At 73.6% G+C, this 16,606-nt stretch carries 15 protein-coding genes; 5 read left to right on the plus strand and 10 right to left on the minus strand.

Going from position 1 to position 16,606, the window contains the following annotated elements:
• Positions 1 to 6 precede the first annotated feature (6 nt).
• Both pgm and DV701_RS08150 read left to right on the plus strand, forming a co-directional pair.
• The gene (pgm, locus tag DV701_RS08145; protein ID WP_114927868.1) at positions 7 to 1,668 is read left to right on the plus strand and encodes a phosphoglucomutase (alpha-D-glucose-1,6-bisphosphate-dependent); all 1,662 of its coding nucleotides are present in this window, start codon (positions 7 to 9) and stop codon (positions 1,666 to 1,668) included.
• Positions 1,669 to 1,704: 36 nt separating this feature from the next.
• On the plus strand, positions 1,705 to 2,997 hold the full coding sequence (locus tag DV701_RS08150; protein WP_114927869.1) for an MFS transporter: 1,293 nt from the start codon (positions 1,705 to 1,707) through the stop codon (positions 2,995 to 2,997).
• Positions 2,998 to 3,000: 3 nt separating this feature from the next.
• Here the strand turns inward: DV701_RS08150 and DV701_RS08155 are convergent, their stop codons facing one another.
• The 3 genes from DV701_RS08155 to pip form a co-directional block, all read right to left on the minus strand.
• The gene (locus tag DV701_RS08155; protein ID WP_114927870.1) at positions 3,001 to 4,026 is read right to left on the minus strand and encodes a tetratricopeptide repeat protein; all 1,026 of its coding nucleotides are present in this window, start codon (positions 4,024 to 4,026) and stop codon (positions 3,001 to 3,003) included.
• A gap of 79 nt (positions 4,027 to 4,105) precedes the next feature.
• Complete coding sequence (locus DV701_RS08160) at positions 4,106 to 5,254, minus strand: hypothetical protein (protein WP_114927871.1); 1,149 nt, start codon at positions 5,252 to 5,254, stop codon at positions 4,106 to 4,108.
• A gap of 72 nt (positions 5,255 to 5,326) precedes the next feature.
• Positions 5,327 to 6,295 (minus strand): prolyl aminopeptidase, encoded by a 969-nt coding sequence (gene pip, locus DV701_RS08165; protein WP_114930918.1) that lies wholly within the window; start codon positions 6,293 to 6,295, stop codon positions 5,327 to 5,329.
• 110 nt (positions 6,296 to 6,405) lie between these two features.
• On the opposite strand from pip, the gene DV701_RS08170 reads away from it, so the two are divergent.
• A complete protein-coding gene (locus DV701_RS08170) occupies positions 6,406 to 7,680 on the plus strand; it encodes an NRAMP family divalent metal transporter (protein ID WP_114927872.1) in 1,275 nt (424 codons plus the stop codon).
• Positions 7,681 to 7,703: 23 nt separating this feature from the next.
• On the opposite strand, the gene DV701_RS08175 is transcribed toward DV701_RS08170, so the two are convergent.
• From DV701_RS08175 to DV701_RS08195, 5 genes are all read right to left on the minus strand, one after another.
• Positions 7,704 to 8,234 carry a GNAT family N-acetyltransferase gene (locus tag DV701_RS08175; protein ID WP_114927873.1) on the minus strand — a complete coding sequence of 177 codons (531 nt, stop codon included), beginning with the start codon at positions 8,232 to 8,234 and terminating at the stop codon, positions 7,704 to 7,706.
• Entirely contained in the window at positions 8,231 to 8,542 is a 312-nt protein-coding gene (locus tag DV701_RS08180) for an MTH1187 family thiamine-binding protein (protein WP_114927874.1), read from the minus strand. The genes DV701_RS08175 and DV701_RS08180 overlap by 4 nt, the downstream gene beginning before the upstream one ends.
• Positions 8,543 to 8,585: 43 nt before the next feature.
• Positions 8,586 to 9,566, minus strand: coding sequence for a methylmalonyl Co-A mutase-associated GTPase MeaB (gene meaB / locus DV701_RS08185; protein WP_407669367.1), 981 nt, complete (start codon positions 9,564 to 9,566; stop codon positions 8,586 to 8,588).
• Positions 9,567 to 9,651: 85 nt separating this feature from the next.
• Entirely contained in the window at positions 9,652 to 10,863 is a 1,212-nt protein-coding gene (locus DV701_RS08190) for an acetyl-CoA C-acetyltransferase (protein ID WP_114927875.1), read from the minus strand.
• A gap of 87 nt (positions 10,864 to 10,950) precedes the next feature.
• Positions 10,951 to 12,492 (minus strand): amidohydrolase, encoded by a 1,542-nt coding sequence (locus DV701_RS08195; protein WP_114927876.1) that lies wholly within the window; start codon positions 12,490 to 12,492, stop codon positions 10,951 to 10,953.
• A 64-nt stretch (positions 12,493 to 12,556) separates the two neighbouring features.
• Between DV701_RS08195 and mce the strand changes: the two genes are divergently transcribed.
• A complete protein-coding gene (gene mce / locus DV701_RS08200) occupies positions 12,557 to 13,057 on the plus strand; it encodes a methylmalonyl-CoA epimerase (RefSeq protein ID WP_114927877.1) in 501 nt (166 codons plus the stop codon).
• The gene (locus tag DV701_RS08205; RefSeq protein ID WP_114927878.1) at positions 13,054 to 14,466 is read left to right on the plus strand and encodes an AI-2E family transporter; all 1,413 of its coding nucleotides are present in this window, start codon (positions 13,054 to 13,056) and stop codon (positions 14,464 to 14,466) included. Before mce ends, DV701_RS08205 begins: the two co-directional genes overlap by 4 nt.
• Before the next feature lie 49 nt (positions 14,467 to 14,515).
• Here the strand turns inward: DV701_RS08205 and DV701_RS08210 are convergent, their stop codons facing one another.
• Together DV701_RS08210 and DV701_RS08215 are read right to left on the minus strand one after the other, a co-directional pair.
• On the minus strand, positions 14,516 to 14,761 hold the full coding sequence (locus tag DV701_RS08210; protein ID WP_114927879.1) for an ATP/GTP-binding protein: 246 nt from the start codon (positions 14,759 to 14,761) through the stop codon (positions 14,516 to 14,518).
• Between the two features lie 88 nt (positions 14,762 to 14,849).
• Positions 14,850 to 16,553, minus strand: coding sequence for a 3-hydroxybutyryl-CoA dehydrogenase (locus DV701_RS08215; RefSeq protein ID WP_114927880.1), 1,704 nt, complete (start codon positions 16,551 to 16,553; stop codon positions 14,850 to 14,852).
• Positions 16,554 to 16,606: the final 53 nt, after the last annotated feature.

Consider the following 16,606-nt stretch of genomic DNA (forward strand, 5'->3'; position numbering starts at 1 on the left):
CGCACGATGGCACGCCACGAGCGCGCAGGACAGCCCGCGCAGGAACAGGACCTGGTCGACGTGGAGGCTCTTGTCCGGGCCTACACGCAGATCGTCCCCGACCCCGACGACGTCGACCAGCAGGTCGCCTTCGGCACCTCCGGCCACCGCGGCAGCGCGCTGGACGCGGCCTTCAACGAGCACCACATCCTGGCCACGACGCAGGCGATCTGCGAGTACCGCCTGGAGCAGGGCACCGAGGGGCCGTTGTTCATCGGCAAGGACACCCACGCGCTGTCCGCCCCGGCCTGGCGCAGCGCGCTGGAGGTGCTCGTGGCCAACGGCGTCGACGTGCGCGTCGACCGGGAGGGCGAGGCGGCCTACACCCCGACGCCGGCGGTGTCCCGGGCGATCCTGGCGCACAACCGAGAGAGGCCGGGTGCCACCGGCACGGCGGACGGCATCGTGGTCACGCCGTCGCACAACCCGCCGCGCGACGGCGGCTTCAAGTACAACCCGCCGCACGGCGGGCCGGCCGACACCGACGCCACCGGGTGGATCGCCGACCGCGCCAACGAGCTGCTGCGCTTGGGGCTCGAGGGTGTGCGCCGGGTCCCGCTCGAGGAGGCGCTGGGGGCGGTGGAGCCCTACGACTTCATGGGCGAGTACGTCCGCGCCCTGCCCCGCGTCGTCGACCTCGACGCCATCCGCGAGGCGGGCGTGCGGATCGGGGCCGACCCGCTGGGCGGCGCGTCCGTGCACTACTGGCAGGCGATCGCCGACGAGCACGGCCTGGACCTCACGGTCGTCAACCCCGACGTCGATCCCACCTGGCGCTTCATGACGCTGGACTGGGACGGCAAGATCCGGATGGACTGCTCCTCCCCCGACGCGATGGCCTCGCTCATCGGGGCGATGGAGGACGGCGCCACCTACGACGTCGCCACCGGCAACGACGCGGACGCCGACCGGCACGGGATCGTCACGCCGGACGGCGGACTGATGAACCCCAACCACTACCTGGCCGTCGCGATCGACTATCTCTACGGCGGGGCCAGGCCGGAGTGGCCGCAGGACGTCGCGGTCGGCAAGACCCTGGTGTCCTCCTCGATGATCGACCGGGTCGTCGAGGCGCTCGGCCGTAGGCTGCTGGAGGTGCCGGTGGGCTTCAAGTGGTTCGTGCCCGGGCTGCTCGAGGGCTCGATCGGCTTCGGCGGCGAGGAGTCGGCGGGCGCCTCGTTCCTGTGCCGGGACGGGTCGGTGTGGTCCACGGACAAGGACGGGATCATCCTGGCCCTGCTGGCCGCCGAGATCATCGCGCGCACCGGCCGGACCCCCTCCCAGCGGTATGCCGAGCTGGTCACCGAGCACGGCGACCCCGCCTACGCGCGGGTGGACGCCCCCGCGGACCGCGAGGCCAAGGCCAAGCTCAAGAAGCTCTCCGCCGAGGACGTCGCCGCCGACGCGCTGGGGGGCGAGCCGATCACGGCCGTGCTCACGCAGGCGCCGGGCAACGGTGCCGCCATCGGCGGGCTCAAGGTGACGACCGCGTCGGCATGGTTCGCCGCCCGCCCGTCCGGGACCGAGGATGTCTACAAGATCTATGCCGAGTCGTTCCAGGGACCCCAGCACCTCGCCCAGGTGCAGCGCGAGGCGCAGGAGGTCGTGGACGCCGCCCTGCGCGGCTGAGGCGCGTCCGCTCGCAACGGCCCGGGTCCGGGCCCGGTGAACAGGCTGCGCCGCGGCCTGATCGACCTGCGCCCGCTCGGCGCCAGCCCGGACTTCCGGCGGCTGTGGGCCGGCGGACTGGTCTCCGGGCTGGCGATGCAGATGTCGGTCGTGGCCGTGCTCTACCAGGTCTGGGAGATGACCCGCAGCCCGGTCTGGGTCGGCACGATCGGACTGGTGCAAGCGGTCCCGATGATCGTCCTGGGGCTGGTCGGCGGCGCGGTCGCCGACGCCCTGGACCGCCGCGCCGTGGTGGTCCGCACGACCGCGCTCCAGTCGCTCGTGGCCCTCGCGCTGGCTCTGCAGGCCGTCCTCGACGTCGGCTCGCTGGCCCTCGTCCTGGGGCTGGTCGCGCTACAGTCGGGAGCCGGCGCCCTGGGTGCACCGGCCCGCAGGACGTTCGTCAGCAGGCTGCTGCCGCCGCGGCTCCTGGCTGCCGGGATCGCGCTGCACATGATCGGCTTCCAGGCCGCCATGATGGTCGGGCCGGCGCTCGGCGGGCTGGCGATCGGGGCCCTCGGCGTCGGTGCCTGCTACGCCCTGAACGCGGTCGGCTTCCTCGTCTCGCTCTGGGCGGTCCACCGGCTCCCGCCGATGCCGCCCGGGTTCTCCGCCACGCGTGAGGGGGAGCGCAGGTCCCCACGGCTGCGTCTGCGCCCCGTGCTCTCCTCCCTCGTCGAGGGCGTGCGCACGACGGTGCGCCGTCCGGTGCTGCGCGGGAGCTTCCTGACCGACCTCGCCGCGACCCTGCTGGCCTTCCCGGTCGCGCTGTTCCCGATGGTCAACGAGCTCAGGTTCGGCGGCGACCCGACCACGCTCGGCCTGTTTCTCTCCGCGCTGGCGGTCGGCGGCCTGCTGGCGGGCGTCTGGTCCGGGTCGGTCACCCGCGCGGCCCGCCTGGGGTGGATCCAGCTCCTCGCCGCCTCGGTATGGGGTCTGGCGCTGGCCGGCTTCGGGCTCGCCGGACCGCTGTGGCTGGCCCTGGCGATGCTGGCCCTGGCCGGCGCGGCCGACACCACGTCGGTGACCACGCGGGCGGCGATGGTGCAGCTGGACACCGACGACCGGGTGCTGGGCCGGGTGGCCTCGGTGGAGCACGTCATCGCCGTCGCCGGTCCGGACCTGGGCAACTTCCGGGCCGGGGTGGTGGCCGGCTGGACCTCACCGGCGGTGGCGGCGACGAGCGGCGGGGTGCTCTGCGTGCTCGCGGTCCTGGTGGTGGCGCTCAGCCACCCGCAGGTGGCGCGGTTCCGCGTCGGCGACGAGCACCGCGACGCTCGGGCCGGCTGACCCTCAGAACAGGGCGCTCATGAGCGCGGAGCGGGCCTTCTGCACCCGGGGGTCGTGCGCTCCGACGACCTCGAAGAGCTCGATCAGGTGCTTGCGGGCGGCGTCCCGGTCCTCCTCGGAGGTGCGCCGGACGAGGTCGATCAGACGCAGGAAGCCGTCCTCCACGTGCCCACCGACGAGGTCCACGTCAGCGGCCTGGATCTGCGCCTGGACGTCCTCGGGGCGGTCGGCGGCGGCCTGCCGGACGGCAGTGAGGTCGAGGCCGCTGGTGCGCTCCAGGAGCCGCACCTGGCCCAGGCCGAGCCTGGCCATCTCGTCGCTCGGGTCCTGCTCCAGCGCCTGCTCGTAGGAGGTCACGGCGGCGGCCCAGTCGCCGCGGTCGATCGCCTCGTAGGCGGCCTGGTGCAGGGGCGGCAGCGCGGGCCCCTCGCCGTCCTCGGCTGCTCCGTCCTCCTGGGCGCCGTCGTCGTCGGGGCCGATCTCGACGCGACCGGTGACCGCGTTGGTGACCGCAGCCTCGAGGAACTTCTCGACCAGCTGGTCCACCTGCTCCATCGGCTGGACGCCGACGTAGAAGGGCATCGGCTGGCCCGAGAGGAGGCCCACGACCACGGGGAGCGCGGAGACCTGCCCGAAGGCCTGCTGGAGCACGGGGGTGAGGGCCTGCATGATCCCTGGGCTGGTCGCCAGGTCGACGGCGACGACCTGGAAGCGGCCGTCCGCCGCCCGGGCGGCCCCGGCCAGCTCGCGCAGGTGCTGCAGCGACTCGGGCACCTGCGGCGTCCACAGGACCAGGACGAGCGGGGTGGTCAGGCTGGCGTTGACGACGCTCTCGAAGGTCTCGTCCGTCGCGTGCACCAGCGCCCCGCTGCGCCCGGGGACCCCGCTGCTGCCGTCCGGCCCGGTGGCTCCCGGCGCACCGGCCGACACGCCGGGCGCGGCCCCGGGAGGCTGGGTCCCTCGGGCCTTGAGCCCGGACAGGTCGACGGCACCGCGGAGCGCGGCGGGGCTGAACGGCTGCTGGGACATGGTGCTCCTCCTGGAGGGGGACGGGTCCGGGGTGCGTGCGGGGACGCACCCTGCCCAAGGGTAGGCGGTGCGCCCGGGCTCAGGACCCCCAGGCGTCGACGAGCTGCTCGGTCACCGCGATGACCTCGGGCTTGAAGCTCTGGTCCTCGGCGGGCACCCGCAGCCCGACCATGACCGAGGTGCGCAGCACCGCCTCGTCGGTCAGCTCGCCGTCGTCGACGAAGACCCTGAAGGAGTCCGGCGGGTTGAGGATGCTGTTGTTCTTGACCCGGAAGGTGGTGTCGCGCCGGATCGTTCCGGTGACGAACGCCGAGCCGTCCTCGAAGACGAGCGTGGTCGTACCGTCCTTGCGCACACGGTTCTTCTCGCGCATGGTGGCCTGCCGGGCCACCGCGTTGGCCTGCTCGTTGTTGGCGCGGCGCACCGCCGGCCCGTAGCCGTTGGTGCGGAAGTCGGCAAGGTCCTCCTGCCGGGGCCAGGTCAGCGAGGCGGCCAGCCGGCTCAGGGACTTGCGCGGCGAGGCCTGCAGGTCGCCGGCACCCTTGCGCAGCACGGGCGAGCCCACGGAGCGGCGGTCGAAGACGGGCAGCTCGGTGCCGGGCAGCATCCTGGCCTCCCAGGTGATCCGGAAGTCCTCGGCCTTGCCCGTGGAGCTGGTCATCAGGTGCAGGACGGGCGCCGTCTTCTTGCCGCGCACGGTCTGCACGAGCAGGACGACGGGCAGCTCGCCGTCGGCGCGGCTGATCGCCAGCACGTTGGGGGTGGCGGCCTGGTCGTCCTTGGCCTCGGCCGGTCGCCCGAAGACCTTCTCGGTCTTGTCGGCCCCCGCGGCTGCGATGCGGGCGGCGAGGCCGAAGGCGTCGCGCCGGGCCTCGCGGGCCTTCTTGCCGTTGGTCTGCAGAGCTTTGAGCCGGGCGTCCAGGACGGTGCTGGCGACCGCCTCGGCGTCCTCCACGCTCATCGCGGCGCGGGCGGGGTCGGTGGTCATCTCGGCGGTGGAGCTGGCGGCGTCATCGGTCGGGCCGGCGGTGGAACCGGCGGCCTCCGGTGCGGCGGACGTCGTCGCGGCGTCCTCGTCCGGACCGGCCGTCGCGGCCTGGTCCTCGGTCGTCGTGCTGGCTGCGGAGGGGCTGGTGGTGTCCTGGGGGGTGGCACCATCACCCGTGCAGGCGGTCAGCACGAGGGCCGAGGCCAGGACGGCCGCGGCGGTCTGTCGGGAGAGCTTCATAACAAAACGGTAACAACGCCGGGACACCGGCCCCAAATCAGCGATCTCCCAGGGTCGGTCCCGGACCCCCTCTCAGGCCCCCGCGTAGGCCTCGGTGGCGCGCACCAGCTGGTCGAGCGTGCCGGGCTCGGAGAAGGCGTGGCCGGCGTCGGGCACGACCACGAGACGGGCGTCCGGCAGCCTGCCTGCCAGGTCGAAGGCCGTGCGTGCCGGGGTGCACATGTCCAGCCGTCCCTGCACGATCGTCGTCGGGATGTGGGCGATGCCGGGGGCGTCGGCGATGAGCTGTCCTTCCCGCATCCACCCGCCGTGCACGAAGAAGTGGTTCTCGATCCGGGCGAAGGCGACCGCCTGGGCGTCCTGCGTCGCCCTGCGGTAGCCCGCCTCGTCGGGCAGCACCGAGATGACGCGTGCCTCCCAGCCGCTCCACGCCTTGCCCGCCGGCACGTGCACGGCAGGGTCGGGGTCGAAGAGGAGCTCGTGGTAGGCGACCTGCATCTCGTGGCGGCGCTCTGGCGCGACGGGCGCCACGAACCCCGCCCAGAGGTCGGGGTAGACGTGCTCGAGGTGGCCGCGCTCGTACATCCAGGCCAGCTCCTCGGAGCGCAGCGTGAAGATGCCGCGCAGCACCAGCTCGGTCACCCGCTCCGGGTGCGTCTGGGCGTAGGCGAGCGCCAGGCACGAGCCCCACGAGCCGCCGAAGACCTGCCACCGCTCGATCCCCAGGTGCTCGCGGACGCGCTCCAGGTCGGCGACGAGGTGCCAGGTGGTGTTCGTGGCCCAGGCCTGCGGGTCCAGCGTGGTCGACGCGTGCGGGGTGGAGCGGCCGGCCATCCGCTGGTCGACCAGGACGATGCGGTAGCGGCCGGGGTCGAAGACGCGGCGCTGGGTAGGGCTGGTGCCGCTGCCGGGCCCCCCGTGCAGGAACACCACCGGCTTGCCGTGGGGGTTGCCCGACTGCTCGACGTAGATCTCGTGCCCGTCGCCGACCGGCAGCATGAGGGTCTCGTAGGGCTCGATCTCGGGATAGAAGGTCCGCAGCTGGCTCACGTTCCTTCTCTATCACGGCGCACAGGGGCGCCGACGGCCGCCGAGGCCACACCGGGCACGAGGTGACGCCGCGTCAAGCCCCGCTGGTAGCGTCCGCGTCCATGGCCCTCCCCAGCTCCCCCCTCGTCCAGGCCGAGCCCGTCAGCACCTGGCGCACCCGGATCGGCGCCCTCGGCCCCGGCCTGCTCGCCGCGTCCGCGGCCATCGGCGCCTCCCACCTGGTGTCCTCGACGCAGGCCGGCGCGCTCTTCGGCTGGCAGCTGGCGCTGGTGATCGTGCTGGCCAACGTGCTGAAGTACCCGTTCTTCCGGTTCGGGCCCCAGTTCGCCGGCGAGACCGGGCTGAGCCTGGTCGAGGGCTACGCGCAGAAGGGCAAGCCCTACCTGTGGGTCTTCCTGCTCCTGAGCATCTTCGCCGGCATCGTCTCCACCGCCGGCGTGGTGCTGCTGTGCGTCGTCATCCTCTCCTTCCTGCTCCCCGCGAGCTGGGCGACCGGGGTACCCGTGCTGGCGGTGATCATCATGGCCGCCACCCTCGTGCTGCTGCTGGCCGGCCACTACAAGGCCCTGGACGGTCTGACCAAGCTCATCGTCGTCTCGCTGGCGGTGAGCACCGTGGTCGCCGTCGGGATGGCCGCAGCCCACCCCTCGGTGCGCCAGGCCGGCTTCGTGGACCCCTCGCCGTGGAACCTGGCGACGCTGCCCTTCCTCGTCGCCCTCGTCGGCTGGATGCCCGCGCCGATCGAGGTCAGCGCGATGAACTCGATGTGGGTCAAGGCCAAGCAGCAGGACCGGCGCCTGGCCACCCGGGACATCCTGTTCGACTTCAACGTCGGCTTCCTCACCTCCGCCGTGCTCGCGCTCTTCTTCCTCGGTCTGGGCGTGCTCGTCCAGTACGGCAGCGGCGAGGAGCTGCAGCGCTCCGGCGGGGCCTACATCCCCCAGCTGATGGAGATGTACGCCGACGCGATCGGCCGGTGGGCGGTACCGCTCATGGCCTTCATCGGCTTCGCCGCGATGTTCGGCACCGTCATCACGGTGGTCGACGGCTACGCGCGCCTGGTCGGCGAGTCGATCCGGCTGCTGCGCGGCCGTCCCGAGCTGGAGCGTCGCGCCAAGGACACCTGGATCGTGGTCATCGGGCTCGTCGGGCTGGCGATCGTGCTGTGGATGGGGGCCGAGCTGGCGACCATGCTCAACTTCGCCATGATCAGCGCCTTCATCACCGCCCCCGTCTTCGCCTGGCTGAACTTCAGCCTGATCCGCCGCACGCGGACCATCTCCCCCGTTCTGCGGTCGCTCGCCTGGACCGGACTGTTCTTCCTGACCGGTTTCGCCGTGCTCTTCGTGCTCACCCTGGCCGGGCTGGTCGGCTAGCGCGGACCGGTAGGCGGGTCTGCTCAGTCCGGGCGCACCATCCGCAGCTCGGTGACGCCGTCGTGCCGGTCCTGCGCCTGCGTCCCGTCGAGCGCGAAGCCGTTGCGCTCGTAGAAGCGGATCGCGCGGGAGTTGCGCTGCGCCACCCACAGGTAACCAGGTCCGTCGCCGAAGGCCTCGTCGAGCAGCCGCTGGGCCACCCCGCTGCCCTGGTGCTCCGGGGCGACGTTGAGCGACCACACCTGGCGCGGCGCGGGCGCGTCCTCGTCCCGCGCCGGGCCGACCATGACGAACCCCACCGGCTCCTCCCCCAGCACCGCGACCAGCATCGCGCGCCCGTCGTCGACGACCGCGCCCTCGGCGTGCGCCCTGGCGATCGAGGACCAGATCGGCCGGAAGGTCTCGACCGACAGCGCGTCGACGACCTCGTCGGCCATCAGGCCGCGGTAGGCCTCCCGCCACACCCGCACGTGCAGCTCGGCGAAGCCCTCGACGTCCCCGGCGGCCGGCTCCCTGAGGAGGTATGCGGTCGCGCCGGTCTCCCGTCCGCTCACCCCTCGTCCTGGCTCAGCCGGGTGCTGACGCGCTCGACCTTGGCGGTGAGCTGCTCGGTGCGACCGGGACGGATGTCGGCCTTGAGCACCAGCGAGACGCGCGGCCCGTGCTCGCCGACCGCGGCGCAGGCGGCCTTGATGACGGGCATGACCTCGTCCCAGTCTCCCTCGATCGTGGTGAACATCGAGGTCAGCTCGTACGGAAGGCCGGAGTCCCGGACCACCCGGACGGCGTCGGCGACGGCGGCGCTGACCGAGCCGGTCCCGTCGGCGGCAGAGGGTGCGACGGAGAACGCGAAGAGAGCCATGCCGCCAGCGTAACGACCAGGAGAGCGGCCGGACGGCTGCGGGTCAGCCGCGGCCGCTGAGCTCGGCGACCACCCGGTCCGCCGCGGCGTAGGGGTCCAGGCGCCCGGCGAGCACCTCCTCGGCCGCCTCGCCGAGCACGCCGTCGCCGTCCGCGGACAGCCCACCCATCCGGCCGCGCAGCTCGTGCAGAGCCAGCGCCTCGACCTCGCGCGCGGCCCGTACCCGGCGCCGCTGCTCCAGCTCGCCGTGCTGCTGCAGCCAGACCAGGTGCTTGTCGAGCGCCTCGACCACCTCGGTGCCGCCCTCGCCGTCGGCGGCCACGGTCATCAGCACCGGCGGGCGCCAGTCCTGCGGGCCGAGCCTCTCCCCCAGGGAGATCATGTGGCGCAGCTCGCGCGCGGTGGCCGGCGCCCCGTCGCGGTCGGCCTTGTTGACCACGAACACGTCGCCGATCTCGAGGATCCCGGCCTTGGCCGCCTGCACGCCGTCGCCCATCCCCGGGGCCAGCAGCACCACCGTGGTGTCGGCCAGCCCGGCGACCTCCACCTCGCTCTGTCCCACGCCGACGGTCTCGACCAGGATGACCTCGCACCCGGCCGCGTCCATGACGCGCAGCGCCTGCGGGGTGGCGCGGGAGAGCCCGCCGAGATGACCGCGGGAGGCCATCGAGCGGATGAAGACCTCAGGGTCCAGCGCGTGCTCGGTCAGCCTGATCCGGTCGCCCAGCAGCGCCCCGCCGGAGAACGGGCTGGAGGGGTCGACCGCGAGCACCCCCACCCGCAGCCCCTTCGCGCGCAGCTCGCCGACGAGCATCGAGGTGCTGGTCGACTTGCCGACGCCGGGGCTGCCGGTGAGCCCGACGACCCGCGCCCGCCCGGTGTGCGGGGCCAGCGCGGCCATGACCTCGCGCAGGGCCGGGTCGGCGTTCTCCACGAGCGTGATCAGCCGGCCGAGGGCACGCGGGCTGCCCGCCCTGGCCGCCTCGACCAGCGCGGGCACGTCGACCTCCCGGCGGGAGCGCACGCTCAGCTCCCCCGTCGCGGCCCGCAGGGCGGTGCGGCGACCGGGAGGCCCGGTCGACCGCACCGCACACCCGCGCGGTGGGCGGTCAGGCCGGCTGCCCGGCCGGGACGCGCACGACGAGCGCGTCGCCCTGCCCGCCGCCGCCGCACAGCGAGGCGGCACCGACGCCACCGCCGCGCCGCTGCAGCTCCAGGGCCAGGTGCAGGACGAGCCGCGCCCCGGACATCCCGATCGGGTGGCCCAGCGCGATGGCGCCCCCGTTGACGTTGACCCGCTCCGGGTCCACGCCCAGCTCCTTGGTCGAGGCGAGCCCGACCGCGGCGAAGGCCTCGTTGATCTCCAGCAGGTCGAGGTCGGTGGGCTCGATGCCCTCCTTCTTGCAGGCCGCCACGATGGCGTTGGCCGGCTGGCTCTGCAGCGTGGAGTCGGGACCGGCGACGATCCCGTGGGCGCCGATCTCGGCGAGCCAGGTCAGCCCGAGCTCCTCCGCCTTGGCCCTGCTCATGACCACGACCGCGGCGGCGCCGTCGGAGATCTGCGAGGCGGACCCGGCGGTGATGGTGCCGTCCTTGGAGAAGGCCGGACGCAGCTTGCCGAGGGACTCGGTCGTGGTCTCGGCGCGGATCCCCTCGTCGGTCTTGAAGGACACCGGGTCGCCCTTGCGCTGGGGGATGTCCACGGCGACGACCTCCTCGTCGAACAGGCCGGCCTCCCACGCCGCGGCCGCGCGCTGGTGGCTGCGGGCGGAGAAGGCGTCCTGCTCCTCGCGGGTGAACTCGCGGTCCGCGGTGTTGGCGTCCTCGGTGAGGCCGCCCATCGCCTGGTCGGTGAAGGCGTCCCACAGGCCGTCGTAGGCCATGTGGTCGCGCACGGTGACGTCGCCGTACTTGTAGCCGCTGCGGGACTTCTCCAGCAGGTGAGGGGCCTGGGACATCGACTCCTGGCCGCCGGCGACGACGATCTCGACCTCGCCGGCGCGGATGAGCTGGTCGGCCAGCGCGATCGCGTCGAGGCCGGAGAGGCAGACCTTGTTGATGGTCAGCGCGGGCACGTCCATCGGGATGCCGCCCTTGACCGCGGCCTGGCGGGCCGGGATCTGCCCGGCGCCGGCGGTGAGGACCTGGCCCATGATCACGTAGTCGACCTGGTCACCGGTGATACCGGCCTTCTCCAGGGCGCCCTCGATGGCGAACCCGCCCAGCTCGGCGGCGCTGAAGCCGGACAGCGAGCCGAGCAGCCGGCCCATCGGGGTGCGTGCCCCGGCGACGAGGACGGACGTGGTGGTCGGGGTGCTCATGATGTGCCTCCAGCGGCAGTCGTGGGGAGGGGTGCTCCTGGCCCATCGTAGTGCGGACGGGGGGCGCCAGGGAGCCGGGTCCCCGGGTCAGCGGCCGTGCACGAGCTGGCCGGCGAGCACGGTCGCGGAGACCGATGCCGAACGCAGTGCGCGCGCCTGCTCGCGCGACGGCATACCTGCAGGTGCGAGCGGGTCGGCGTCGAGGAGGACGACGTCGCCGGGCGCCCCGGGGCACAGCCTTCGACCGTCGACGGAGGCGGCGAGCGCCTCGCGCGGCGTGAGCGCCTGCTCGGGGTGCCAGCTGTCCTCCTCGACCGGCCCCCGGTGGACCGCGGCCGCCATCGCCAGCCACGGGTCGAGCGGCGCGACGGGGGCGTCGGAGCCGAGGACCAGCTCGATCCCGTGGTCGAGGAAGCTGCGCAGGGTGAAGGTGCGGTCGGCCCGGTCCGGCCAGCACTGCTCGGTCACGGCACGGTCGTCCAGCAGGTGCGCCGGCTGCACGCTCGCGCGCACCGGCAGACCGGCCCACAGGGGCAGGTCGGCGGGGTCGACGAGCTGGGCGTGCTCGATCCCCCCGCGCGCCCCGGTCTGCGCGAAGGCGACGAGCGCCTGGTGGACCGCGGCGTCACCGATCGCGTGCAGCGCGACCTCGAGCCCTGCGCCCGTTGCGGTGGCGAGCAGGTCGCGCACCTGGGCGGCGTCGTGGTTGGCGGCCCCGCGGGGGTGGGCCAGCAGGTGCCCGTCGGCGTAGGGCTGGTGGCACCAGGCCGTGCGGGTGTTCAACGAGCCGTCGCTGATGATCTTCAGCGGCCCCATGGTGACCAGCCCTCCGGTGCCGGCGACCGGCCCGCCGGTCCGCGCGCCGGCGTCGAGGACGTGCTGGAGGTGCTCGGGATAGACGCCGACCCGGGCGCGCAGCACCTGCCCCCCCGCCTCGTGCCGGTCGCGCCACAGCTCCCACGGACGCCCGAACTCCAGGTCGGTCACACCCACCACCCCGCGCGCGAGCGCGTCGCGGACCGCGGCGGACACGGCGGCCGCGGTCTGGGTGCCCGAGCCCGGCAGGTCGGTCAGCAGGTCGTAGGCCCGGAACCACTCCGCCTCACAGACCACGCCGTCGCCCGGCGGCAGGCCCAGCCTGTGCAGCGCCGCACCGTTGAGCCAGCCGTGGTGGCAGTCCGCGCTGATCAGCACGACGGGGACCTCCCCGGTCACCCCGTCCAGCGCCGCGCGGGTCGGCTGCTCGGCCCAGGTCGCCGAGCGGTGCCCGAACCCGGTGAGCACACCGGTCGGCGGCAGGGACCCGCTCGCGAGCGCCCCGCGGACCGTCTCGAGCGCGTCCTCGACCGAGCCCGCGGCGGACAGGTCCAGCCGTGCTCTGGTCAGGCCCCACTGCTGCAGGTGCACGTGGTGGTCCCACAGGCCCGGCACCGCCCAGCGGCCGGCTCCCTCGAGCACGGGTATGGCGTGCTCCGGCACGTCGTTCCCGCCCCTCCCCTCCCGCGTCGCCGGGCGGGGTCCGACCTGCGCGACGACGCCGTCGAGGACGAGGACGTCGACCGGCTCGGCCTGGGTCCCGGCGCCGTCGAGATCGACCAGGCGCACGTCGCGCAGCAGGAGGTCGTGCATGGGGGGCAACGCTAACCGCACGTCCCCACCGTCCGCGTCGGTGGTCGGGCCTAGGCTTGCGGCCATGAGCTCCACACCTGCCGCCCCGGACGAGACGCCCCGCGGCGGGAGCCTGACCGAGGGACTCGGCCAGCTGCTCCTCGCCGTCGACCACGTGGGGCTGGCCGTGCCCGACCTGGACGAGGCCATCGCCTTCCACGAGCAGGTGCTGGGCAACCGTCTGGTGCACCAGGAGACGAACACCGAGCAGGGTGTGCGCGAGGCGATGGTGGCCGTCGGGCCGGCCGACACCGGCGGCGGACAGCCGGGCACGATGATCCAGCTGCTGGCACCCACGGGGCCGGAGTCCACGATCGCCAGGTTCATCGACCGCAACGGACCCGGCCTGCAGCAGCTGGCCTACCGGGTCGCCGACGTCGAGGCCGCCGCCGAGGTCCTGCGCGGGCGCGGGGTGCGGATGCTCTACGACGAGCCGCGGCGCGGGACGGCCGGCTCGCGGATCAACTTCGTGCATCCCAAGGACGCCGGGGGCGTCCTGGTCGAGCTCGTGGAGCCCGCCGGGTGAGCCAGCCGCGACCACCGGAGCCCGTCGAGGCCCCGCCGCCCAGGCGGCGCAGGAGCCTGCTCACCCGGCTCCGCCCGCAGCACGTCCCACGGGCGGGCCGGCACGCCGTGCGGCGCTGGCAGGACTACCGGGAGCGGCAGCTGGCGCTGCTCGCCGAGAGCAACCGGCTGCAGCGCGAGCTGCACGACCACGTCGTGCATCCTCGTACGGGCACGGGCACGGGCACGGCCCGGACGGGCGGCACCACCCAGGGTCGCGCCGCCGCCCACGGGGGCGACGCCACCGACGTGGGCGTGGCCGTGCCCACGGGTGCCGACCCTGGGGCCGCAGGTCCCGGTCCCGGCGCCGACGATCCGCGGGGCGTGCGGGCGACGTCGCTGGCCTCCCCCTTCTACGTCGGCTTCACCTTCGCCCTCGGGGCGCTCGTCGCCTGGCTGCTGGTCGAGAACCTCACGCGGCTGACCTCGGTGCTCACCTTCCTGCTGGTCGCGGTCTTCCTCACCCTCGCGCTGGAGCCGATCGTGCAGTGGCTGACCCGCCACGGCGTACCCCGGTTCGGCGCCGTCTTCGTCGTCTTCCTCGGGCTCGTGGGCGCGGTGGCCCTCGTCGCCTCCCTCGTCGTGCCGCCGATCGCCTCGCAGGCCGCGATGCTGGTGGACAAGACCCCCGATTACGTGCAGCGCATCACGACCACCCCGTGGATCGCCGAGCTGGACGCCCAGCACGACGTCTTCGGGCGGATCACCGAGGAGATCGAGAGCTTCGCGGTGGACCGCGCCACCATCTCCACGGTCTTCGGCGGCGTCCTGGGCGCCGCCGGCTGGGTGGCGGGCAGCCTCGTGGGTGTCCTGACCTCGGGGATCCTCACGCTCTACATGCTGGCGACCCTGCCCTCGGTCAAGGACGCGGCCTTCCGGATGGTCCCGCGCAGCCGTCGTCGCGGCGTGCGGGTCATCGCCGAGGAGATCATGCGCCGCGTCGGCAGCTACGCCCTCGGGCAGGGTGCCGTCGCCACGATCAACGGCGTCTGCTCGTGGATCATGATGAAGATCCTCGACGTCCCCTACCCGGAGATGCTCGCGGTCCTCGTCGGGCTGCTCGGCCTCATCCCGCTCGTCGGCGCGACTCTCGGGGCGGTCGTGGTCGCCCTGGCCGCGCTGACCGTCAGCCCCACGACCGCGTTGATCGTCGTCGTCTACTACATCATCTACCAGCAGTTCGAGAACTACGTCATCGTGCCCAACATCATGCGGCGCACCGTGTCGGTCCCGGGCGCGGTGACCGTGGTGGCGGTCCTCGTCGGCGGAACGCTGCTCGGCGTGCTCGGCGCCCTCATCGCGATCCCGGTCGCGGCCGGACTCCTGCTCATCTACCACGAGGTGCTCGTCCCGCGGCAGGAGCGCGCCTGAGCTCCTGGCTGCACGGGTCCAGGAGGCCCCGCCGGTGCGAGCAGCTCCGTCAGGCCCAGGAGCCGCCGGGCCGACGACGGTCGCGAGCGGCCCAGCACACGCTGTGCCAGTGCCGGCGGTTGTCCACCTGGTTCATCGTCTCCACCGGCCAGGCGACGGTGTGCGCAGTGTCCGCACCCACCTCGCTCTGACACCCGGGGCACCGGTAGACCCGGCCGGTCGTGCTGGCCCGCACCTGCCGGGCCGCCCAGACCTGCCCGGCCCAGCGCACCTCGGTGACGGTCGGCTCCCGCAACGGCGGGGGCGTACCGCCGCCCCCCACCCTGCGCACGGGTCGCCCCGAGCGGCGCCGGCGGTTGGAGCGGGGCACGGACGACCCGCCCTCAGGAGATGAAGGGGCGGTCCAGGATGACGTGCTCGACGAGCAGCGGGGATGCCTCGACGGAGTCCCGCGGGAGGCCCGAGCTGCCGGAGGCCAGCTCCTCGCACACGGCGAGCACCTCGTCGGCGCCGATCTGGTCGATCATCGCGAACGGACCCGTCGGGTAGCCGAGCCCGTGCTGCAGGGCGGTGTCGATGTCGGCCACCGAGGCATAGCCCTCGTCGAGCATCCGGACCGCGTCGTTGAGGTGCGGCACGAGCAGGGCGTCGACCACGAGGCCGGCGCGGTCGCGGCACACCACGGGCTCGGCGCCCAGCCGCGCGACGAGCTCGCGCATGGACTGCACGGCGTCGTCCTCGGTGGCGCTGGTGCGGCCGATCTCGACGACCTGGCCGTTGCCGGTCGGGGCGTGCACGCGCAGCACGAGGCTGCGGCCGGGGCGGCCGCTCACCGCCCCGAGCGCGACGGCGGCCGCGCTGTTGACGGTGGCCAGCACCGTGTCCGGTCCGGTGATCTCGCCGAGCTCGGCGAAGAGGTCGTCCAGGTCGCGCCCCGGCAGCAGGTCGTCCAGGTCCTCGTCCGCCTCGAGGTCGAGCTCGAGCTCCTCGAGGTCGTCGACGTCGGTGTCCAGGTCCTGGGCCTCGATGACGACGTCCGCCCCGGCGAGCGAGGCGAGCTCCTCGGAGTCCTCGGCGTCGGAGACGTGCACCACGGCATACCCGCCCTCCTCGAGGCGGTCCACCAGCTCGCTGGCCAGGTCCCCGGTGCCGACCACTCCGACCGACCCGGCCTCGGCCGGCTCGGTGGCGACCGGCGTCAGGTCGTCCTCGACCACCTGACCGCTGCCGGGCCTTGCGTAGGTGTAGAAGCCGCGGCCGCTCTTGCGTCCGAGCAGCCCGGAGGTGACCATCCGGCCGAGCATCGGGCTGGGCGCGTGCATCTGCGAGCGGGTGTGGGCGTAGATCACCTCGCCGATGTGGTCGCAGACGTCCAGGCCGACGAGGTCCATGAGCGTGCACGGACCCATCGGCAGGCCGGCACCCACGCGCATCGCGGTGTCCAGGTCCTCGCGGGAGACGTGGCCGTGCTCGAGCATCCGCAGCGCGGAGGTGAAGTAGCCGAACAGCAGGTAGTTGGCCACGAACCCGGCGCGGTCGCCGACCACGACCGGCTTCTTGCCGAGCTTGTCCGCGACGGCCACGACGGCGTCGCGCACGGCGGCGTCGGTGCGCAGGGTGGTGATGACCTCGACGAGCTTGAGCACCGGGGCGGGGTTGAAGAAGTGCAGGCCCAGCACCCGCTCCGGGTGCCGCGTGGGCGCGGCGATCTCGGTGATCGACAGGCTCGAGGTGTTGCTGGCGAGCACGGCGCCGGCGTCGACGATGTCGTCGAGCTTGCCGAAGACCTCGTGCTTGAGGCTGAGCACCTCCGGCACCGCCTCGACCACCAGGTCGCAGTCCTTGAGGTCCCCCAGCTCGGTGCTGATCGTGATCCGGCCCAGGATCTCCGCCTGCCCGGCCTCGTCGAGCCGCCCCTTGGCCACCGCGCGGTCGGTGGAGCCCTGCAGGATCGCGCGGCCGTGCTCGGCGTACTCCTGCGTCGTCTCCACGCCGACGACCTGCAACCCACCCCTCGCGAACACCTCGACGATGCCGGCACCCATGGTGCCCAGTCCGATGACCCCGACGGTGCTGATCTCACGCATGCCCCGATCCTCTCAGACGCCCAGGCCGGCGCAGACGCGCAGGTCCCCGCCCC

The sequence above is a fragment of the Ornithinimicrobium avium genome (assembly GCF_003351765.1).
Lineage (GTDB): Bacteria > Actinomycetota > Actinomycetes > Actinomycetales > Dermatophilaceae > Ornithinicoccus > Ornithinicoccus avius.

What these genes read in the sequence shown, in the direction of transcription:
- pgm (WP_114927868.1), top strand. Translation starts at nt 7, where the DNA reads ATGGCACGCCACGAGCGCGCAGGACAGCCCGCGCAGGAACAGGACCTG.
- DV701_RS08155 (WP_114927870.1), bottom strand. Translation starts at nt 4,026, where the DNA reads ATGTCCCAGCAGCCGTTCAGCCCCGCCGCGCTCCGCGGTGCCGTCGAC.
- DV701_RS08160 (WP_114927871.1), bottom strand. Translation starts at nt 5,254, where the DNA reads ATGAAGCTCTCCCGACAGACCGCCGCGGCCGTCCTGGCCTCGGCCCTC.
- DV701_RS08170 (WP_114927872.1), top strand. Translation starts at nt 6,406, where the DNA reads ATGGCCCTCCCCAGCTCCCCCCTCGTCCAGGCCGAGCCCGTCAGCACC.
- DV701_RS08180 (WP_114927874.1), bottom strand. Translation starts at nt 8,542, where the DNA reads ATGGCTCTCTTCGCGTTCTCCGTCGCACCCTCTGCCGCCGACGGGACC.
- DV701_RS08190 (WP_114927875.1), bottom strand. Translation starts at nt 10,863, where the DNA reads ATGAGCACCCCGACCACCACGTCCGTCCTCGTCGCCGGGGCACGCACC.
- DV701_RS08195 (WP_114927876.1), bottom strand. Translation starts at nt 12,492, where the DNA reads ATGCACGACCTCCTGCTGCGCGACGTGCGCCTGGTCGATCTCGACGGC.
- mce (WP_114927877.1), top strand. Translation starts at nt 12,557, where the DNA reads ATGAGCTCCACACCTGCCGCCCCGGACGAGACGCCCCGCGGCGGGAGC.
- DV701_RS08215 (WP_114927880.1), bottom strand. Translation starts at nt 16,553, where the DNA reads ATGCGTGAGATCAGCACCGTCGGGGTCATCGGACTGGGCACCATGGGT.